The organism is Nonomuraea sp. H19, from assembly GCF_052068215.1.
GTDB lineage: Bacteria > Actinomycetota > Actinomycetes > Streptosporangiales > Streptosporangiaceae > Nonomuraea.
Map to the genome: position 1 here is coordinate 240787 of NZ_JBQHCV010000002.1, position 18603 is coordinate 259389.

The 18603-nt window shown below is 67.7% G+C and carries 21 protein-coding genes; 9 read left to right on the forward strand and 12 right to left on the reverse strand.

The annotated features are described in order from the left end of the window. Nucleotides 1–75 precede the first annotated feature (75 nt). Both ACTMTI_RS04720 and ACTMTI_RS04725 read right to left on the reverse strand, forming a co-directional pair. A complete protein-coding gene (locus ACTMTI_RS04720) occupies nucleotides 76–729 on the reverse strand; it encodes a LuxR C-terminal-related transcriptional regulator (RefSeq protein WP_441118370.1) in 654 nt (217 codons plus the stop codon). Beyond that, nucleotides 726–2156: a sensor histidine kinase gene (locus tag ACTMTI_RS04725; RefSeq protein ID WP_441118371.1), complete on the reverse strand. Its 1431-nt coding sequence runs from the start codon at nucleotides 2154–2156 to the stop codon at nucleotides 726–728. The genes ACTMTI_RS04720 and ACTMTI_RS04725 overlap by 4 nt, the downstream gene beginning before the upstream one ends. Nucleotides 2157–2265: 109 nt before the next feature. Here ACTMTI_RS04725 and ACTMTI_RS04730 point away from each other — a divergent pair, with 109 nt between their 5' ends. Together ACTMTI_RS04730 and ACTMTI_RS04735 are read left to right on the forward strand one after the other, a co-directional pair. Continuing rightward, nucleotides 2266–3171 carry an ABC transporter ATP-binding protein gene (locus tag ACTMTI_RS04730; RefSeq protein ID WP_441118372.1) on the forward strand — a complete coding sequence of 302 codons (906 nt, stop codon included), beginning with the start codon at nucleotides 2266–2268 and terminating at the stop codon, nucleotides 3169–3171. Then, nucleotides 3168–3899 carry an ABC transporter permease gene (locus tag ACTMTI_RS04735; RefSeq protein WP_441118373.1) on the forward strand — a complete coding sequence of 244 codons (732 nt, stop codon included), beginning with the start codon at nucleotides 3168–3170 and terminating at the stop codon, nucleotides 3897–3899. The genes ACTMTI_RS04730 and ACTMTI_RS04735 overlap by 4 nt, the downstream gene beginning before the upstream one ends. Nucleotides 3900–3901: 2 nt before the next feature. Here the strand turns inward: ACTMTI_RS04735 and ACTMTI_RS04740 are convergent, their stop codons facing one another. Continuing rightward, nucleotides 3902–4816: an SMP-30/gluconolactonase/LRE family protein gene (locus tag ACTMTI_RS04740; protein WP_441118374.1), complete on the reverse strand. Its 915-nt coding sequence runs from the start codon at nucleotides 4814–4816 to the stop codon at nucleotides 3902–3904. 55 nt (nucleotides 4817–4871) lie between these two features. On the opposite strand from ACTMTI_RS04740, the gene ACTMTI_RS04745 reads away from it, so the two are divergent. The 3 genes from ACTMTI_RS04745 to ACTMTI_RS04755 all read left to right on the forward strand — a co-directional run bounded on the left by ACTMTI_RS04745 (nucleotide 4872) and on the right by ACTMTI_RS04755 (nucleotide 6673). Continuing rightward, a complete protein-coding gene (locus ACTMTI_RS04745) occupies nucleotides 4872–5303 on the forward strand; it encodes an Lrp/AsnC family transcriptional regulator (RefSeq protein WP_441118375.1) in 432 nt (143 codons plus the stop codon). 9 nt (nucleotides 5304–5312) lie between these two features. After that, the gene (gene soxR / locus ACTMTI_RS04750) at nucleotides 5313–5819 is read left to right on the forward strand and encodes a redox-sensitive transcriptional activator SoxR (RefSeq protein ID WP_441118376.1); all 507 of its coding nucleotides are present in this window, start codon (nucleotides 5313–5315) and stop codon (nucleotides 5817–5819) included. 401 nt (nucleotides 5820–6220) lie between these two features. Then, nucleotides 6221–6673 carry a GtrA family protein gene (locus ACTMTI_RS04755; protein WP_441118377.1) on the forward strand — a complete coding sequence of 151 codons (453 nt, stop codon included), beginning with the start codon at nucleotides 6221–6223 and terminating at the stop codon, nucleotides 6671–6673. Between the two features lie 82 nt (nucleotides 6674–6755). Here the strand turns inward: ACTMTI_RS04755 and ACTMTI_RS04760 are convergent, their stop codons facing one another. After that, nucleotides 6756–9260 (reverse strand): replicative DNA helicase, encoded by a 2505-nt coding sequence (locus tag ACTMTI_RS04760; RefSeq protein ID WP_441118841.1) that lies wholly within the window; start codon nucleotides 9258–9260, stop codon nucleotides 6756–6758. A gap of 286 nt (nucleotides 9261–9546) precedes the next feature. Between ACTMTI_RS04760 and ACTMTI_RS04765 the strand changes: the two genes are divergently transcribed. Both ACTMTI_RS04765 and ACTMTI_RS04770 read left to right on the forward strand, forming a co-directional pair. Beyond that, on the forward strand, nucleotides 9547–10848 hold the full coding sequence (locus ACTMTI_RS04765) for an MATE family efflux transporter (RefSeq protein ID WP_441118378.1): 1302 nt from the start codon (nucleotides 9547–9549) through the stop codon (nucleotides 10846–10848). 239 nt (nucleotides 10849–11087) lie between these two features. After that, nucleotides 11088–12560, forward strand: a complete 1473-nt coding sequence (locus ACTMTI_RS04770) for an APC family permease (protein WP_441118379.1) — start codon at nucleotides 11088–11090, stop codon at nucleotides 12558–12560. Here the strand turns inward: ACTMTI_RS04770 and ACTMTI_RS04775 are convergent. From ACTMTI_RS04775 to rpsF, 7 genes are all read right to left on the reverse strand, one after another. Next, a complete protein-coding gene (locus ACTMTI_RS04775) occupies nucleotides 12557–13300 on the reverse strand; it encodes an amino acid ABC transporter ATP-binding protein (RefSeq protein ID WP_441118380.1) in 744 nt (247 codons plus the stop codon). The two genes, ACTMTI_RS04770 and ACTMTI_RS04775, sit on opposite strands and share 4 nt — an antisense overlap. Before the next feature lie 67 nt (nucleotides 13301–13367). Further along, nucleotides 13368–14207, reverse strand: a complete 840-nt coding sequence (locus ACTMTI_RS04780; protein ID WP_441118381.1) for an amino acid ABC transporter permease — start codon at nucleotides 14205–14207, stop codon at nucleotides 13368–13370. Then, the gene (locus ACTMTI_RS04785) at nucleotides 14204–15046 is read right to left on the reverse strand and encodes an ABC transporter substrate-binding protein (RefSeq protein ID WP_441118382.1); all 843 of its coding nucleotides are present in this window, start codon (nucleotides 15044–15046) and stop codon (nucleotides 14204–14206) included. The genes ACTMTI_RS04780 and ACTMTI_RS04785 overlap by 4 nt, the downstream gene beginning before the upstream one ends. A gap of 309 nt (nucleotides 15047–15355) precedes the next feature. Beyond that, nucleotides 15356–15802 (reverse strand): 50S ribosomal protein L9, encoded by a 447-nt coding sequence (rplI, locus tag ACTMTI_RS04790; protein ID WP_441118383.1) that lies wholly within the window; start codon nucleotides 15800–15802, stop codon nucleotides 15356–15358. 14 nt (nucleotides 15803–15816) lie between these two features. Further along, a complete protein-coding gene (gene rpsR, locus ACTMTI_RS04795; protein WP_020543048.1) occupies nucleotides 15817–16053 on the reverse strand; it encodes a 30S ribosomal protein S18 in 237 nt (78 codons plus the stop codon). 63 nt (nucleotides 16054–16116) lie between these two features. Then, nucleotides 16117–16680, reverse strand: a complete 564-nt coding sequence (locus ACTMTI_RS04800) for a single-stranded DNA-binding protein (RefSeq protein WP_441118384.1) — start codon at nucleotides 16678–16680, stop codon at nucleotides 16117–16119. 78 nt (nucleotides 16681–16758) lie between these two features. Then, the gene (gene rpsF, locus ACTMTI_RS04805; RefSeq protein ID WP_026214314.1) at nucleotides 16759–17049 is read right to left on the reverse strand and encodes a 30S ribosomal protein S6; all 291 of its coding nucleotides are present in this window, start codon (nucleotides 17047–17049) and stop codon (nucleotides 16759–16761) included. Nucleotides 17050–17247: 198 nt separating this feature from the next. Between rpsF and ACTMTI_RS04810 the strand changes: the two genes are divergently transcribed. Continuing rightward, complete coding sequence (locus tag ACTMTI_RS04810) at nucleotides 17248–17556, forward strand: hypothetical protein (protein WP_441118385.1); 309 nt, start codon at nucleotides 17248–17250, stop codon at nucleotides 17554–17556. A 46-nt stretch (nucleotides 17557–17602) separates the two neighbouring features. On the opposite strand, the gene ACTMTI_RS04815 is transcribed toward ACTMTI_RS04810, so the two are convergent. Further along, nucleotides 17603–17782: a hypothetical protein gene (locus tag ACTMTI_RS04815; protein ID WP_441118386.1), complete on the reverse strand. Its 180-nt coding sequence runs from the start codon at nucleotides 17780–17782 to the stop codon at nucleotides 17603–17605. A gap of 74 nt (nucleotides 17783–17856) precedes the next feature. On the opposite strand from ACTMTI_RS04815, the gene ACTMTI_RS04820 reads away from it, so the two are divergent. Next, nucleotides 17857–18600, forward strand: coding sequence for a deoxyribonuclease IV (locus tag ACTMTI_RS04820; RefSeq protein ID WP_441118387.1), 744 nt, complete (start codon nucleotides 17857–17859; stop codon nucleotides 18598–18600). Nucleotides 18601–18603 lie beyond the last annotated feature (3 nt).

An 18603-nucleotide genomic window follows, 5' to 3' on the forward strand; every position in this document is an offset into this window, starting at 1 on the left:
GCGACCGACAACACCGGGCGCGTTCAGCCGCGGCCGCGAGGGCTTCCCGTCAGCCGGTGCTATGAGCGCTTCCCGTCAGCCACGGCTGTTGAGGTAGGCGAGCACGGCCAGCACGCGCCGGTTGTCGTCGTCCGAGGGCGCGAGGCCCAGTTTGGCAAAGATGTTGGCGGTGTGCTTGGCCACGGCGCTCTCGCTGAGATAGAGCCGCTGGGAGATCGCGGCGTTGGACCGCCCTTCCGCCATGGCCTCGAGCACCTCCCGCTCGCGCGGCGTGAGCGCGGCCAGCGGCTCGTGCCTGGCGTTGCTGGCCAGCAGCTTGGCGATCACCTCCGGGTCCATGGCGGTGCCGCCCGCGGCGACCCGGCGTACCGCGTCGATGAACTGCTCGGCGTTGAAGACCCGGTCCTTGAGCAGATAGCCGATCGCACCCGAGCCGTCGGCCAGCAGCTCGCGGGCGTACAGCTGCTCGACGTGCTGGGACAGCACGAGGATGGGCAGCCCCGGCACCGACTTCCTGGCCGCGAGCGCGGCCTGCAGGCCCTCGTCGGTGAACGTCGGCGGCAGGCGCACATCCACGATCGAGACGTCGGGGCGCAGCTCGAGCAGGCCCTTCAGCAGCTCGGGGCCGGACTCCACGGCGCCCACGACCATGAAGCCATGGGCCTGCAGCAGGTGGACGAGCCCGTCTCTGAGCAGGTAGAGGTCTTCGGCGATGAGCACGCGGTTCATGAGCACCAGGGTTTGGTCGGGGTCGCTTCCGCCATCCACTGCTCCCGGTTGTGGGTCGCGGGGATGCGGATGGCCATGGCATGCATGGTAAGCCCGAGCGCGATCATGCCGATGATCACCGGCCAGTGCCAGACCTCGGGAAGGTGCAGCGCGAGGAACCAGGACTTCTCGTCGAAGTCGATCACCTTGAAGATGGCCGGCACGAACCCCTGCGGGAAGGTCGGGCACCAGGCCGTCGCCCACAGGAACGTGACCAGGATCGCCTTCCGGCGGGGGAGCTTGGACAGGTTGCCCGACCAGTGCTCCGGCAGCGCCCTGGGCATCTCCATCATCACCGTGGTGGGGCCGCCGGGCGGGCTGTTCAGCGCGAGCACCCCGTCGAACGCGGACAGCCGCCGTTCGATGCCGGCCAGGCCGCTGCCCTTGGCCGGGTCGGCGCCGCCCATGCCGTCGTCGGTGACCGTGATGCGCAGGTCGGCGCCGCTGGAGCTGATGTCCACCGTCGCCGACCGGGCGTCGCCGTGCCGGGCGGCGTTGGAGAGCAGCTCGCTGACGGCGAAGTACGCCGCCGCCTCCACCGGCGGCTCGGGCCGATGCGGCAGGTCCACCTCCACGGTGACCCGCAGCGGGCTGTCCATGGCCAGCGCGCGTACGGCGTCACCGAGCCCGCGCTCGGCGAGCACCGGGGGATGAATGCCGCGAATGACCCGGCGCAGCTCGGACAGCGTCTCGGAGGACGCCTCCCTGGCCTTGGCCAGCAGCGCCTTGGCCGACGCGGGATCGTTGTCGACGAGTTGCTCGACCGCGCCGAGCGTCATGCCGATCGCCACCAGCCTGGCCTGCGTGCCGTCGTGCAGGTCGCGCTCGATCCTGCGCATCTCGGCCGCCTGGGAGTCGGTCGCCAGGTTGCGCGTGCGCTTGAGGTGGCTCACCTGGCCGGCCAGCCGGCTCGCGGCGGTCGCGCCGAGCAGCAGATCGCTCCAGAGCGCGTAAAGGCGCAGGCCCTGCGGGGGGAGCAGGATGAACAGCGGCAACAGCGCCACCTTCACCAGGGGGTCCAATAACAGCCAGAGATCGTCGCGCCAGGTGGCCGGGTCGCTGATCAGCCACTTCCAGCGATCGTTCCAGGCCGGAATGCGCGGCGATCTGTAGAGGGTGCGGTCCGAGCGGTACATCCCGTCCGCCTGCGGCACCGGTGGCGGGGGCTTGGGCAGGTACGGGGCCTCGATCGGGAGGTCCGTCCACGCGCGCATCAGCCGCCTGTTGAGCTCGGCCAGCCTCCGGACCATCCGGGCCTGCGGCGGGAACAGGAAGACCATGCCCATCGCCACCGACAGGACCAGCATGACGACGGACAGGAGGATCATCGGCACCTCGACGACGAGCAGCGCGAGAAGCACCGTGATCTGACCGAACCTCCGAAGCATGCCTTCAGTGTGCGACAGGGGACCGTGCAGGGTCACTGCACCTAGGTACACCCTTGCCGGGCATCTAGTCGGATTCCGCCGTACCTCCGGCGTTCCTAGCGTCGATGCCATGAAAATCATCGAGGTCAGGAACCTGCGGAAGCGGTATCCGAACCACCTGGCGGTCGACGACGTGTCGTTCGAGGTCGCCGAGGGGGAGATCTTCGGCATCCTGGGCCCGAACGGCGCCGGCAAGACCACCACCGTGGAATGCGTCGCGGGCCTGCGGGCGCCGGACGGTGGCACCGTACGGGTTGCCGGGCTGGACCCCCAGCAGGACCGGGACGAGCTGCGCAAGGTGCTCGGCATGCAGCTCCAGAGCGCCGCCCTGCCAGAGAAGATCAAGGTGTGGGAGGCCATGGACCTCTACGCCTCCTTCTACCCCGACCCGGCCGACTGGTCCGAGCTGGTGGAGCGGGTCGGGCTCGGCGGCAAGCGCGACACCACGTTCAAGAAGCTCTCCGGCGGGCAGCGCCAGCGGCTGTCCGTGGCGCTGGCGCTGGTCGGCAAGCCCCGGGTGGCGGTACTCGACGAGCTGACCACCGGGCTGGACCCCCAGGCCCGCAGGGACACCTGGGAGCTGGTCGAGCAGGTACGCGATTCCGGGGTGACGATCGTGCTGGTCACCCACTTCATGGAGGAGGCCGAGCGACTCTGCGACCGGCTCGCGCTCATCGACGCGGGCAAGGTGGCCGCCACCGATACTCCCGCCGGTCTGATCGCGCAGGTGGGCGGGGAGCAGCGGGTGCGGTTCCGGCCGTCCGTGCCCGTCGACGACGCCGTGCTGCTCGCCCTGCCCGAGGTGCGTGAGGTCAGCAGGAGCGGCGGCCACGTCGTGGTGAGCGGCTCCGGCAACCTCGCTCCCGCGGTCACCCTCGCCCTGGCCCGGCACCAGGTCGTCCCCGAAGACCTGCGCACCGAACAGGCCACGCTCGACGACGCGTTCCTCGCACTCACCGGAAGGAAGCTCTCGTGAAGAAGATCCTCATCGTGGAGGCCAAGCTGCACCTGCGCGAATGGCCTTTCATGCTGTTCACCATCGGGCTCCCGGTCGGCCTCCTGGTCGTGCTGGGACTCAGCATCCCGATGATGACGAAGGTCGGGAACGCCGGCGACCGACCCGTGGACACGCAGATGCCGAGCATGATGACGCTGCTCGCGCTGCTGGTTCTCGCCTGCAACGTGGTGCCCGCGGTGCTCACGACCTACCGCGAGCAGGGCGTGCTCAAGCGGATGTCCACCACGCCCGTGCACCCGGCGCGGCTGCTGGGCGTGCAGCTCCTGATCAATCTGGCCGTCGGCGCTGTGTCCACGACCATTCTGATCGTGGTCGGGGCTCTGGTGTTCGACTCGCCGGCTCCCCGGCAGTGGGTGGGGTTCGTCCTGGTCTTCCTGCTCGGCAGCGCCGCGCTGATGGCCATAGGGCTGGTGATCGCGGCTTTGGCGCCCAACGGCAAGGCCGCCCCGGGGATCGGGTCGGTGGCGATGTTCCCGCTGATGTTCCTGGGGGGCATGTGGGTGCCGCGCGATGTCATGCCGGAGGGGCTGCGCGCGGTCAGCGACTACTCCGTCGCGGGGCCGTTCGCCCAGGCGCTCAAGGACACCTGGGCGGGGCAGGCCCCACAGCTCCTGCACCTGGCGGTGGTGGCCGCCGGGCTGCTGATCTTCGGCGGGCTGGCCGTGCGGCTGTTCCGGTGGGAGTGAGGCTAGCGCCCGGCCCAGACCGGGCGCGCACCGGTCACGTTGGTCATCAGCGAGTAGAGCGAGGTCGAGGCAGCGATGAACATCCTGTTGCGCTTGAGCCCGCCGAACACCAGGTTGGCGGTGAACTCGGGCAGCTTGAGCCGGCCGATCAGCGTGCCGTCCGGGTCGTAGCAGAGCACCGCCTTGCCGGCCGCGGTCCAGATCCGTCCGGTGTCGTCCAGCCGTATCCCGTCGAAATTGTCGTCCTCGCCGCCCACGGCGAAGACCTTGCCGCCCGCGAGCGTGCCGTCGTCACGCACGTCGAACACCCGCAGATGCCGCTCCCTGGTGTCCGCGACGTAGAGCCGGCGCTCGTCCAGCGAGAAGGCCAGGCCGTTGGGCCTGACGAAGTCGTCGGCCACGACGCGCACCTCGCCCGTCACCGGGTCGGCGCGGTAGACGTGACAGCCGTCGATCTCCTGCTCGGCGGCGAAGCCCTCATAGTTGCTGAGGATTCCGTAGGGCGGGTCGGTGAACCAGATGGAGCCGTCGGAGCGGACGACCACGTCATTGGGGCTGTTGAGGCGCTTGCCTTCCCAACGATCGGCGATCACCGTGATGGAGCCGTCGTGCTCGGTACGGGTGACGCGGCGGTTGCCGTGCTCGCAGGAGATCAACCGGCCCTCGCGGTCGAGCGTGTTGCCGTTGACGTAGCCGGACGGCTGGCGGAACAGCCCGACCGCGCCGCTCATCTCGTCCCAGCGCAGCATCCGCTCGTTGGGAATGTCGCTCCAGACCAGGAACCGGCCGGCGGGGAAGTAAACAGGGCCTTCCGCCCAGCGGGTGCCGGTGTGGAGCACCTCGACCCTGTCGTCTCCGCCGATCGCGGCGAACCGCTCGTCGAGCACCTCGAACTCAGTGGGAATCGTCTCCGTCATGCGTCCACCATACGCTGTTCGGTCATTCCGACATAACACGAGATATGATCCTTTGGTGGATGATATCGACAGAATGCTGATCGGTCTGCTCCAAGAGGACGCGACACGCTCGTACGCCGTGCTCGGCCAGGCGGTCGGCCTGTCCAGCGGGGCCACGCACGAGCGGGTACGCAAGCTGCGCGAGCGCGGCGTGATCAAGCGCACCACGATCGAGGTCGACCAGGCCGCGCTGGGCCGGACGGTGACGGCGTACGTGCTGGTCGAGGGCAGCACGTGGATGGGCGACAGCTCCGATCGGCTGGCGGCGATCCCCGAGATCGAGGAGGCGCACGTCATCGCCGGTCCCGCGTCGATGCTGCTCAAGGTCCGTACGGCCGGTACGCGCGACCTGCAGGACGTGCTGCGGCGGGTGTTCGACGTGGAGGGCGTGACCGGAACGCAGACGGTCGTCGTGCTGGAGACGTTCTTCGAAAGAACCCTCAAGTAAGCTTCAGGAATGACCAAGGTCGCCTGGAACACCAAGGAACTCACCGTCGGCCAGCTCGCGGAGCGCAGCGGCGTGGCCGTCTCGGCCCTGCACTTCTACGAGGCAAAGGGGCTCATCGAGAGCCGGCGCACCGCCGGCAACCAGCGCCGTTACAGCCGGGACAGTCTGCGCAGGGTCGCGTTCATCAGGCTGGCGCAGCGCATCGGCATCCCACTGAAGACCATCAAGGACGCCCTGGCCGAGCTGCCGGACGAGCGCACCCCCACCCGTAACGACTGGGCCAGGCTGTCGGCCGCGTGGCGGGGCGAGCTGGACGACCGCATCGAGCAACTGCAACGGCTACGCGACGACCTGACGGAATGCATCGGGTGCGGCTGCCTGTCGCTGGATCGGTGTCCGGTGGCCAATCCGCACGACCGGCTGGGCGATGAGGGGCCGGGCGCGCGGCGCATCGACACCCACCTGTGCCCGCCGCAATCCTCGCCCTGCTGCGTCCCCGCCGCCACGACCGGGTGATCGGCCCGCAGCTCCCCTTCGCCCGCCTTCGATCCCCAGCCGCGACGACACCACCGAGACCGAGCCGCCCTTCCGCCATGGGAACCTCGCGACCGCGACGCGCCTCGACCACGTCTTGTCCCGCCATATCCGGAGCGTACGGATCTGCGGCCCCCACCCCACGGATCACAAAGTCCCGTAAGCCCGACATCGCAGAGCGTTGTCAAAGCACATGATCACGCGGATTTGTCGCCAGGTACGGTTCCAGCCGGACAAGCCGTGTCCGTCAGTCTTGCTACCAGGGTGTTCGGCTGGTGAGAAGATCGGGGGTGCTCCGAATAGCAAACGCAGTACTCGCAAGATTACCGGAACCGCTGCACGCACTTGCGCTGAAGCACCGTGAACTGCTGAAGTTCGCGGTGGTGGGTGGAACAGCGTTCTTCGTGGACAACACGATTTTCTATGGGCTGAAGCTGACCATTTTGGAACCGAAGCCGGTGACCGCGAAGATCATCGCGGTGCTCGTGGCGACGATCGTGTCCTACGTGTTGAACCGCGAATGGTCGTTCCGGACCAGGGGCGGCCGTGAGCGCCGTCACGAGGCGGCGTTGTTCTTCCTGGTCAGTGGCGTCGGTCTAGTGCTCAGCTCCGCGCCGCTATGGATCTCCCGGTACGTATTTCGCCTGGAGACCCCGGATGTGAGCCTGGTGACCCAGGAGATCGCCGACTTCATGAGCGCGCAGATCATCGGCACGCTGATCGCCACGGTCTTCCGCTTCTGGGCGCTCCGGAAGTGGGTCTTCCCGGACGAGAAGGCCGAGTCCGGCAGCGTGCGGCCGGCTCCCACTCCCGATTCCACGGAGGAGGCGGCTTGATGGCAGCGAACCCAGAAGCCGTTTCGGCGGTTGGACTGCTTCATGCCGCCCTCACGGAATCGCGGATCCTACAAGTTGAGCCTCAGTGCTGGGCCATGTCCACGAAACGACTGTAATGACCCTGGAAGGCCACCGTCACCGTGGCCGTGGGGCCGTTACGGTGCTTGGCCACGATCAGGTCGGCCTCCCCCGCCCGCGGCGACTCCCGCTCGTAGGCGTCCTCTCGGTGCAGCAGGATCACCATGTCGGCGTCCTGCTCGATGCTGTTGTGGACTGATATGCCGTTGGCCACGAAGTTGTGCGTGCCGAGCACAGTGGCGTCGTATACCGGCTGCTCGCCGAGGGTTTCCACCGAGTCGATCTCGTCCCAGAAGACATCGTTCGTTGCCAGCATCTCCAACTGGGCATCATCCAGAATTGCGGCTACTCTCCCTAGCCGCGCCCGGCTGGGCGCATGCTTCCGCAGGGTGCTTCCACAGAACTGAGTACCGCGCTTGGCCGCGAACGCCCGATGGGGCACGCCCTTCTCCGTCAGCACATCACGGACGTGTGCCCAGACTTCCCGGGGAACGGTGTCGAGATTGGTGTTGCCGCTGAGCGTTCGCAGCATAGCGACGCAGCGGGTGGCCTGCTTGGACCGCTCGCCATGCACTCCCACCTCGTCCAGGAAACGCAGCTGGTTCTCCGCCCCGTAGATATGCAGCTGGTAGCACACCCGATGGTCGCCCTTCCGGGTCTCCTTCACACGGGTCATCACGTTGAAGCGCAGCAGCAACCGGGCGACGTCATCGACCAGTCGGCGACTCGTTGAAGCGTAATAGACCCGCGCCTGGCGAACCTTTTCGTCCCACCAGACGCACCCGTCGGTCGCCCACAGGTGTCGAAGGAACAGCGCAATCTGCCCCGTTGGGAGCGAAAAAACATCGTCCGGAACGGACTTCTCGTGACTCCGGAGGCCGAAGTGCTTGGCGGCCTGCGTCATCGTCTCCAGGCATGCTTCGTCAACGCTCGCGTACCGGATCGGCCGCCCCTTGACGAACGAGCCATCACCGATCATGTGCGCGAGCATCACAACCTCATCATCCCGCCAGGCGCGGCACTTCTCGGGACCCGGGACATGGCGCGGAATCGCCACCCGCGTTCCGAGCTGGAGCTCCGCCAGGGGACGCCAACCGTCGTAGGTCAGGAAGGGATGGTTGGCTGACGCCTCGACCTCACGGCCGGACTTCAGCCGCAGCCGGAAGACCTCCTTTACCCCACTGGGGAAGACGTGCGTCATGATGCGCGGCACGAGTCGTAGATTCTCGTCAAGGGACCACACGGGGATGTCGCGCGCACCGGACTCCAGCATTTCGCCCAGTGAAACCTCTGCACCCGTATCGGCTCTTAGGATCCGGGTGTCCGCGGTCAGGCAACCCGACTCGCGCAGGTCGCTGACCGCCGGACGCTTGTCTGTACGCTGCTCGGGACCACGGTTGAGCTGGGAGATCGCGATGACGGGGACCTCGAGCTCCTTGGCCAGCAGCTTGATCGCACGAGAGATCTCCGAGACCTCGTTCTGGCGGCTCTCGGTCTTCTTCGGCGAGCTCATCAGCTGGAGGTAGTCGATGACCACGAACCTCAGGTCGTTGCGCTGCTTGAGCCGCCGGCACTTGGCCCTGATCTCCATCATCGACATATTGGGCGAGTCGTCGATGAACAGCGGCGCCTCCGCGACCTCGCTCATCCTGCGGGCCAGGCGGGTCCAGTCGTCGTCGCCCATCGTTCCCGACCGCATGGCGTGCAGCCCGACCCGGGCCTCGGCGGACAGCAGACGCATGGTGATCTCGTTACGGGACATCTCCAGGGAGAAGATGACCGTGGTCATCCCATGCTTGATCGCCGCAGAACGGGCGAAATCCAGACCTAGTGTGCTTTTTCCGATGGCGGGCCGGGCGGCCACGACGATCATCTGGCCCGGGTGGAGGCCGTTGGTGAGCGAGTCGAGGTCCTGGAAGCCGGTGGGCACGCCGACCATCTGGCCGCCCCGGCTGCCGATGGCCTCCAACTCGTCCAGGGCCCCCGGCATGATGTCGGCCAGGGGCGCGTAGTCCTCGGAGGTGCGGCGCTCGGTGACCTTGTAGATCTCCGCCTGGGCGCGGTCCACGAGGTCGTCGACCTCTTCGTTCTGGCCGCCGTAGCCGAAGGAGACGATGCGGGTGCCGGCCTCGATGAGGCGGCGCAGGATGGCCTGCTCCCTGACGATCTTGGCGTAGTAGCCGGCGTTGGCCGCGGTGGGGACGACGGCCGTGAGCGTGTGGAGGTAGGCGGCGCCGCCCACCCTGGCCATCTCGCCGCGCTTTTGCAGCTCGTCGAAGACGGTGACGGCGTCGGCGGGCTCTCCCCGGCCATAGAGGTCGGTGATGACGTCATAAACCATCTGGTGCGCGGGGCGGTAGAAGTCGTCGGAGCGCAGGATCTCCACGACGTCGGCGATCGCGTCCTTCGACAGCAGCATGCCGCCCAGCACCGACTGCTCCGCCTCGATGTTGTGCGGCGGGGTGCGCTCGAAACCCGGGCTTGCGCCGGTTTCTTCGTCAATGCTCACCGCGCCCCCTCGTACAACCTTGCAGGCGGTCGCACCACCCCCACTTGTAGTCGACCGGTGTGACAGTTTCGCGGAGTCGGGGGTCCTTCGGCAACGTGGCCTGTGGACAACGCTGTGGTCAAGCTGTGCACTACTGCCCCCAGGGTGTGAAAGGCCTGTGGACAGTACCTGGGGATAACTCTTGCCGATATCCACCGAACCGCACCTGACCTGCTAGAACGCTATCCACCGGCTGTGGAGGAAAGAAAGTTTGGCCGACACGCCGTGTAATGGCCATAATGGACGAATGCCCATTACATCCAGAGATCGGGAGATTCTCCGGCTCGCCGTGCCCGCGTTCGGGGCGCTGGTGGCCGAGCCGCTCTTCCTGCTCGCCGACTACGCGATCGTCGGTCACGGGATGGGCACCACAGCGGTGGGCGCGCTGGGGGTGGCGGGCACCATCCTGGCCACGCTCGTCAACCTGTGCGTGTTCCTCGCCTACGGCACGACGGCGTCCGTGGCGCGCCAGACGGGCGCGGGCAATCACACGCGGGCCATGCGCAGCGGGGTGGACGGGATCTGGCTGGCGCTCGGCATCGGCGTGGCGCTGATCGTCGCATGCTGGCCGCTGGCGCCGGCCATCGTGGAGTTATTCGGGGCGAGCGCTGGTCAGGCCGCGCAGGCGGTGACGTACCTGCGGATCAGCCTGCTGGGCGCGCCGGGGATGCTGGTCGTACTGGCGGGCACGGGCGTGCTGCGCGGGCTGCAGGACACCGTCACGCCGCTGGCGGTGGCCGTGGGGTCGTTCGTGCTGAACGCGGCGCTGAACGCCTGGTTCGTGCTGGGGCTGGAGTGGGGCATCGCGGGGTCCGCGTGGGGCACCGTGCTGGCGCAGACGCTGGGTGCCGCCGTCTACCTGGTGGTGGTGGCCAGGGGCGCGCGCCGGTCGGGCACGCCGCTCACGCCCGATCTGATCGGGATCAAGCGGGCGGGCACGGCCGGGTTCGCGCTGCTCATCCGCACGGTCTGCCTGCGGGTGGTGCTGATCGTGGGCACCGTGGTGGCCACCAGGATGGGCGAGGCCGAGTTGGCCGCGTACGCCATCGCCACCCAGGTGTGGACGCTGCTGGCCTTCGCGCTGGACGCGATCGCCATTGCCGGGCAGGCCATCACGGGACGCGCGCTCGGCGCCGGAGACGTCGCGGCCACCAGGGCCGCCACCAAGCGCATGGTGCAGTGGGGCGCCTGGTCCGGTCTCGCGCTCGGCCTGCTCGTCGTCGCCGCCAGGCCGGTGCTGCCCGGGCTGTTCGACGCCGATCCGCTGGTCGCCGAGCTGCTGCTGGCCGTGCTGTGGCCGGTGGCGCTGTTCCAGCCGGTGTGCGGGGTGGTGTTCGTGCTCGACGGCGTGCTGATCGGCGCGGGCGACCAGCGCTATCTGGCGTGGGCGGGGGTGTGGACGACGCTGGTGTACCTGCCTGCCGCCTTCCTGGCCGCCGACTTCGGCGTGGCCGCCCTCTGGTGCGCGCTCGGCGCGTGGATGATCGCCCGCCTGGTCACCCTGGTACGCCGCGCCGCCGGCACTGCCTGGCTGGTAACCGGGGCGTAGGCCACTGGACGTGGCCTACCGTAGGTGCAAACCTCGCAACCTGCGGCAAGCCGCTGAACGCGGCCTTCCGTAGGTGCAAACCCCGCTACCTGCGGTAAGCCGCTGAACGCGACCTACCGTAGGCGCAAACCCCGCTACCTGCGGTAAGCCGCTGGACGCGGCCTACCGTAACCTTCCCGTGCTTGCTGTTGTCCAAGTGGTGAGACATTGTGGGCGAGTTCCCTGAGGCGGGGTGTTCCTTGTCCACGATTCTTCGACGACTTTCTCCTTCGGAGGCGACCGGACTGCGCACCGGCGCCCGGCACAGCCTGGCCGAGCACTACCGTCCGGCTGACCTGATCGTGCTCGGGCTCGGCGTGACGATCGGCGCCGGCATCTTCTCCATCGCCGGCCGGCAGGCGGCCACCACGGCGGGTCCCGGCGTGATCCTCTCCTTCATGATCGCGGGGATCGCTTGCCTGCTGGCCTGCCTGTGCTACGCCGAACTGTCGTCCACGATGCCGACCTCGGGCAGTGCCTACACCTTCACGTACGTCATCTTCGGCGAGGTCTGGGCGTGGATCATCGGCTGGGCGCTGATCCTGGAGCTGCAGTTCGCCGCCGCCGTCGTGGCCAGGGCGTGGGGTGAGATCGCGGTCGGCGCCCTCGTGAACGCCGGCGTACGCGTGCCGAACCCGGAGCTCGTCGCCGACGTCCTCGTGTTCGTGATCCTGGTGCTGCTCACCGGCATCGTCGCGCTGAACGCGCGGGTCGGGCTGCGCGCGCTGTGGGTCATGGTGGCCGCCAAGCTGCTGGCCATCGGCGCGGTCATCGTCGTCGGCATGTCGCACATCCGCGTGGCGAACTTCGGCGACTTCTACGTCCCGCCCAAGACGCTGCCGACGGCGCCGGTGACCGTTCTGGAGATGTTCTTCGGGGAGGGCCAGGCCTTCGGCTGGTTCGGGATCTTCGCGGCGGCCTCGGCCATCGCGTTCGCGTACATCGGGTTCGACGTCGTGGCGACCGCGGCCGAGGAGACCGTCAACGCGCCGCAGGCGGTGCCGCGGGGCATGATCCGCAGTCTGGTGATCGCCACCATCATCTACATCGCGGTGGCCCTGGTCATGGTGGGCATGGTCTCGTACACCAAGATCTCTGTGGAGGCGCCGCTGGCCAGCGCGTTCCGCGCGGCGGGCGTGGGCTGGATGGCACACGTCATCGACGCCGGCGCGGTGCTGGGGCTGACGACGGTGATCCTGGTGCTGATCGTGGGGCAGACGCGGGTGCTGTTCTCGATGGCCCGCGACGGCCTCATCCCCCGCGCCCTGGCCGTGGTCAGCCGCCGCTACCACACGCCATCCCGGGTGACACTGGTGATCGGGGCGATCGCGATCGTGCTGGCGGAGTTCGTGCCGGTGCTCACCCTGCAGGAGCTCGTGGTGATCGGGACGCTGTTCGCGTTCGGGTTCGTGGCGGCCGGGGTGATCGTGATGCGGCGCCGCATGCCGGACCTGGAGCGCGGGTTCCGGGTGCCGCTCTCGCCGCTGCTGCCGGCGCTCTCGCTGCTCGCCACGCTCTGGCTCATGGTCAACCTGCGGGTGCTGACCTGGGCGTACTTCGTTCTGTGGATGGCCTTCGGCCTGCTGGTCTACCTCGTGTACGGCCGGCGCCACAGCCTCCTGGCCCGCCCGCGCTTCCCGGTCGAACACATGCGGGGCAGGCACCGGCGCTAGAACCGCCCCGATTCGAGCACGCTGCGCAGGAACTCCCTGGTCCTGACGTTCTCCGGCGCGGTGAAGATCTTCTCCGCAGGGCCCTTCTCGAGCAGCACGCCGCCGTCGAGAAAGCACACCGTGTCCGAGATATCGCGGCAGAAGCTCATCTCATGGGTCGTGAGGATCATCGTCATGCCGGAGTCCTTGAGCTCCCTGATGATCCCCAGCACCTCGACCACCAGCTCGGGGTCGAGCGCCGAGGTGACCTCGTCGAGCAGCATCAGCCTGGGCTGCGTGGCCAGCGCCCTGATGATGGCCACCCGCTGCTGCTGCCCGCCGGACAGCTGGTCAGGGTACGCCCGCGCCTTGTCCGCCAGCCCGAACCTGCCCAGCAGCTCGTGAGCCTGCTCCTCCGCCTGCTCCCTGCTCACCTTGTGCACCCGGCGGGGCGCGAGTGTGATGTTGTCCAGCACCGTCATGTGCGGGAACAGGTTGAACGCCTGGAACACGATGCCGAGCCGCTTGCGCACGTCGTCGACGTCCACGCGGGGATCGGTGATGTCCTCGCCGTCGAGCAGGATGGCGCCGTCGTCGACCGTCTCCAGCAGGTTCACGCAGCGCAGCAGCGTGGACTTGCCCGAGCCGGAGGCCCCGATCAGGCTCACCACCTCGTGCGGGTGCACCTCCAGGTCGATGCCGCGCAGCACGCTGTGGCCGTGGAAGTTCTTCCACACCCCATCGATCGTCAACAAGGTCATGCGCCCTCCTTCGCCGGGCCCATGACCCTGACAGGGCTGTGTCTGATTGTTCGCTCGCTGCGCTCACTCATGCGCCGCGCCTCCTGCGCGTACGGGCGGCCAGGTGGTCGGTGAGCCTGGCCATGGGGATGGTGAGCAGGATGAACAGCAGCGCCGCCGCCAGGTAGGGCGTGTAGTTGAACGTGCTGGTCACGTGGATCTGCGCCTGCCTGAGCGCCTCCAGCGGGCCGATGGTGGCCACCAGCGCCGTGTCCTTCTGCAGCGAGACGAAGTCGTTGAGCAGCGGCGGCACGACCCTGCGGGTGGCCTGCGGCAGCACCACGAACCGCATGGTCTTGCCGTGGCTCAGCCCGAGCGAGCGTGCCGCCGCCACCTGGCTCGGATGGATGGATTCGATGCCGGAACGGAACACCTCGGCCACGTACGCGCCGTAGGAGAGCGTCAGCGCGATGATGCCCAGCGTCGCCAGGTCAGAGGGGATGCCCTGGAGCCGGAGCGCGGGCAGCCCGAACCCGATCAGGTAGATCACCAGAATCGTCGGCACGCCGCGGAAGATGTCGGTGTAGAGCGTGGCCAGCGCTCTGATCGGAAAGAACGCCGGCGTCTTGATCCCCCTGGCCAGCGCCACCGCCAGCCCGACCACCAGGATCAGCACCTCGGCGATCAGGAAAATCTTGACGTTGAGCAGGAACCCGCTCAGCACGTCGGGCCACGCCTTGGCGAACTCCTCCGGGTCGAAGAATTTCTCCTGCACCCGCGGCCAGCCGGGCGAGTTCGTCACCACCCACACGACCAGGACGATGAACACCACCGTCGAGGCCGTCGCGATCGAGGTCGAGCGGCGGGCGCGCGACCTGCGGATCCGCTCCCGCGCGACCTGCCGCTCGGACTTGACCCACTCGCTCATCGCAACTCGGGGGCGCCCGCGGCCGAGCCGAGCCACTGCTGCTCGATCTTGGCCAGCTCACCCTTCGACTTCAGCGCCTCCACGGCCTTGTCCACGCAGGGCTTGAGCGCGCTGCCCTTCTCCATGACCAGCCCGAACTCCTCCGGCGCGCCACCCGTCGAACTGAACTGCCCCACGATCTTGGAGTCCTCGACCTGCGCGGCGGTCACGTAGAACGCCGTCGGCAGGTCCACGACGAGCGCGTCCACCTGCTTGTTCTTCAGGGCGTTCACGGCGTCGATCTGCTCGTTGTAGACATTGGGGTCGGCAGCCGGCTTGATGACGTCCTTGACGGCGCTGAACGAGGTCGTCCCCACCTGCACGCCGATCTTCGCGTCCTTCAGCTCGGCCAGAGTCTTGGCCTCGGCGTACTTGCCACCCTTGACGGCGACGATGGCCTGCTGGACGGTGTAATACCCCTTACTGAAGTCGACGGCCTTGGCCCGCGCAGGAGTAATCGACACCTGATTGATATCGAAATCGAACTGCTTCTCCCCAGGCGCGAATGCCGAGTCGAACTTGACCGTGGCCCACTGGACTTCGCTGCGGTCAAAGCCCAGCTCGCCGGCCACGGCGAACGCCACCGCACTCTCGAACCCCTGCCCGTTGCTGGGGTCGTCGTCCTTGAACCACGGCTCAAAGGCCGGCTTGTCGGTGCCGATGGTCAACTTGCCGGGGTTGAGGAGCTTGAGCTGCTCCTTGGTGCAGGCTGTGGACGAGGTCGGACTGGCCGTCGTCGTGCTCGCCGTGTTGTCGACGGGTGCACAACCAACAACCGCCACGGCCAGCGCGAGCAGCATGAGGGGACGGGCCATGGCCAAGCCTCCAGGGGGAAACATGCGAAAGAACGACGGCATTCTACGCGGGCCCGGCTTGGAAGCAGCTTCCGAGGGTGCCCCTAACCACGGCAAACGGCCAAGATGAGCTCGCGTAACGGCGCCCAGCCGGTGAAGGGTCAGAGGCCGTTTCCCTGGAGGGCCATCAGCCGAAGTGCGGCGGGGGTCGGCCACGGCAGCGCGTGAAAAATGGAAAGCCCGGGGTCGGCCACGGCAGCGCGTAAAGAATGGAAAAGCCCCCCTCCGTACGGAGAGGGGCTCTGATCACAGAGATCAGCCAGCAACAACCTCAACATCCACCGAAGCAGACACTTCCGGGTGGAGCTTGACGGTGATGCGGTGGGAGCCGACGTTCTTGATCGGGTTGACGATCTCGATGCGGCGACGGTCGAGCAGCGGGCCGCCGGCGGCCTTGACGGCGTCGGCGATGTCGCCCGTGGTGATCGAGCCGAACAGGCGGCCGGACTCGCCCGCGCGGGTGGTCAGCCGGACGCGCAGGGCGCCGAGCTGGCCGGCGACCTCCTTGGCGGTGCCCATGTCGCGGATCTCGCGCGCGTCGCGCGCCTTCCTGATGGTCTCGATCTGCTTTTCGGCCCCGCGGGTCCAGCGCATGGCGTAGCCGCGCGGGATGAGGTAGTTGCGGCCGTAGCCGTTCTTGACCTCGACGACGTCGCCGGGGGCGCCGAGGCCGGAGACCTCGTTGGTGAGGATGAGCTTCATATCGACAGGCCTCCTTAGCGCGCGGTGCTCGTGTAGGGCAGCAGAGCCACCTCACGGGCGTTCTTGATCGCGGTCGCCACGTCACGCTGGTGCTGGGTGCAGTTGCCCGTCACCCGGCGCGCACGGATCTTGCCGCGGTCGGAGATGAACTTCCGCAGCAGCGCCGTGTCCTTGTAGTCGACGTAGGAGATCTTGTCGTGGCAGAACAGGCAAACCTTCTTCTTTGGCTTGCGCAGTGCCGGCTTTGCCATCGTGGTGCTCCTTTCAGAGCCCCGCCTTCCGGGCGGGAATGGACTCGGACTGATGGACAGGATTTAGAAGGGAGGCTCGTCGCTGAAGTCGCTGCCGCCGCCGCCGAAGCCGCCACCGCCGCCACCCTGCTGGCCGCCGCCGTAGCCGCCGCCACCGCCGCCGCCCTGGAAGCCACCGCCCTGGGGCGGGGCGGGCGACGCGGAGGCCCACGGGTCGTCGGCCGGGCCGCCGCCGAAGCCGCCACCGCCGCCACCCTGCCGGGAGGTGCGGTTGACCTTGGCGGTGGCGTTACGCAGGGACGGGCCGACCTCGTCGACCTCGACCTCGTAGACCGTGCGCTTCTCGCCTTCCTTGGTCTCGTAAGACCGCTGCTTGAGCCGCCCCTGAACGATGACCCGCATCCCGCGCTGGAGGCTCTCGGCGGCGTTCTCCGCCGCCTGCCGCCACACGTTGCAGGTCAGGAAGAGGCTTTCGCCGTCCTTCCACTCGTTGGTCTGTCGATCCATGAACCGCGGAGTGGACGCGATGCGGAATCGAGCCACGGCTTGCCCCGTCGGGGTGAAGCGCAGCTCCGGGTCGTCGACGAGATTGCCGACGATGGTGATTACGGTGTCGCCTGCTGCCATGGCTAGCGCTCGCCTTCCTGCACGCCTTCGCTTGGGTTACGGCTCAGAGTACGGGTCTCCCCCGACAAAAGCCGAGGGTTAGTGCACGTCCGGACGCAGGACCTTGGTGCGCAGGATGCCCTCGTTGAGGTTCATCTGCCGGTCGAGCTCCTTGACCGTCGCGGGCTCCGCGGACAGGTCGATGACGGCGTAGATGCCTTCCGACTTCTTGTCGATGTCGTAGGCGAGCCGGCGACGACCCCAGACGTCGACCTTCTCCACGGTGCCGCCGTCGTTGCGGACCACGGTGAGGAACTGGTCGAGGGACGGCGCGACGGTGCGCTCATCGAGCGAAGGGTCCAGAATGACCATTACTTCGTAACGACGCATGCGGGACTCCAACCTCCTCTGGACTTTTGCGGTCACGACACTCTGCCGTGACAGGAGGACGCTGACGCTTGACCGGGGCGCCCCTTTCGGCGCCGCCGGGCGATGGATCATCCATCACAACGCAGCGTGCCCAGGTTACCAGGCACGAGTAGGTGGGAAGGCCTTTAAGAAACCAAGGGGGTGGTGGGATTGCCACATGTGCTTCAGCCCTCCGAAAGGGAGCGGTTCAGGCTCAGGCTCAACACGGACGGACGTCCCCACCCGGTCGAGAACCTCCTGGCCGTCGCCACGCTGGTGTGCGGCGTGGTGGCGTTCGTCTCGACATTCTGGGTGGCCGCGCACGCCATCTCGAGCTGGTTCGGCACGCTCGGCTTCGGCGTCGGTCTCTACTCTCAGTACGTCTCGGCGACCACGCCGCAGCGCACACTCAACATCGTCGGGATCGTGGGATCGTTCGTGGGGGCCGCGCTCGGCATCGCCCACGGCGGTTTCCTCCCCCATCCATGAGCGACGGCCCCGGCTCGCATGAGCCGGGGCCGTTCGTCTATGCCGTTCACCCGCCGATGTGCAGGTCTATTCCGAGCAGGACGAGGAACCAGAGGAACACCGCGAGCAACGCCTCGGCGAGGTCTCTGAGCAGCCCTGGCGTGATGTAGTCGTACAGCCAGGCGACGTAGATGCCTACGATGACGTAAATCAAGACGATCAGCGCTCGTAAGCGCCAGCGGCTCATGTTGTTTTCTCCTCATGTAGGGGGCGCCTGCCGACTTCCCTAGGGCGCCCCGCACAAACGGTTAAGCTCCTGACATGCTGCGAATCGGAGCTCACGTCGACCAGGACGACCCCGCCGCTCACGCCGAGGAGGTGGGGGCCGAGGTGGTGCAGTTCTTCCTCGGCGATCCGCAGGGCTACGACAAGCCGGTGCTGCCGGCCAAGCCGGTCGAGGGTGTGGACGTCTACATCCACGCCCCTTATCTGATCAACGTGGCCACCACGAACAACCGCATCAGAATCCCCAGCCGCAAGCTGCTGGAGCAGCACCTCAAGGCTGCCGCCGGGCTCGGCGCCAAGGCTTTGATCGTGCACGGCGGCCATGTCAACAAGAACGACGACCCGCAGACCGGGTTCGACAACTGGCGCAAGGTGTTCGAGCGCATGGAGTGCCCGATCCCCGTCCTGATCGAGAACACCGCGGGCGGCGGCAACGCGATGGCGCGCAAGCTGGAGCGCATCGCCCGGCTCTGGGACGCGCTCGACGGGTTCGACGTGGGTTTCTGCCTCGACACCTGCCACGCCCACGCGGGTGGTGAGGAGCTGATCGGCCTGGTCGACCGGGTCAAGGCCATCACCGGCCGCATCGACCTCGTCCACTGCAACGACTCGCGCGACGAGTTCGACTCCGGCGCCGACCGCCACGCCAACCTGGGCAAGGGGAGGATCGACTCGGAGCTGATCCTGGCGGTCTGCCGGACGGCCGGGGCGCCGATCGTGGTGGAGACGCCCGCGGAGGGCCAGGCTGAGGACATCGCGTTCCTGCGGAAGAATCTCTAGAGA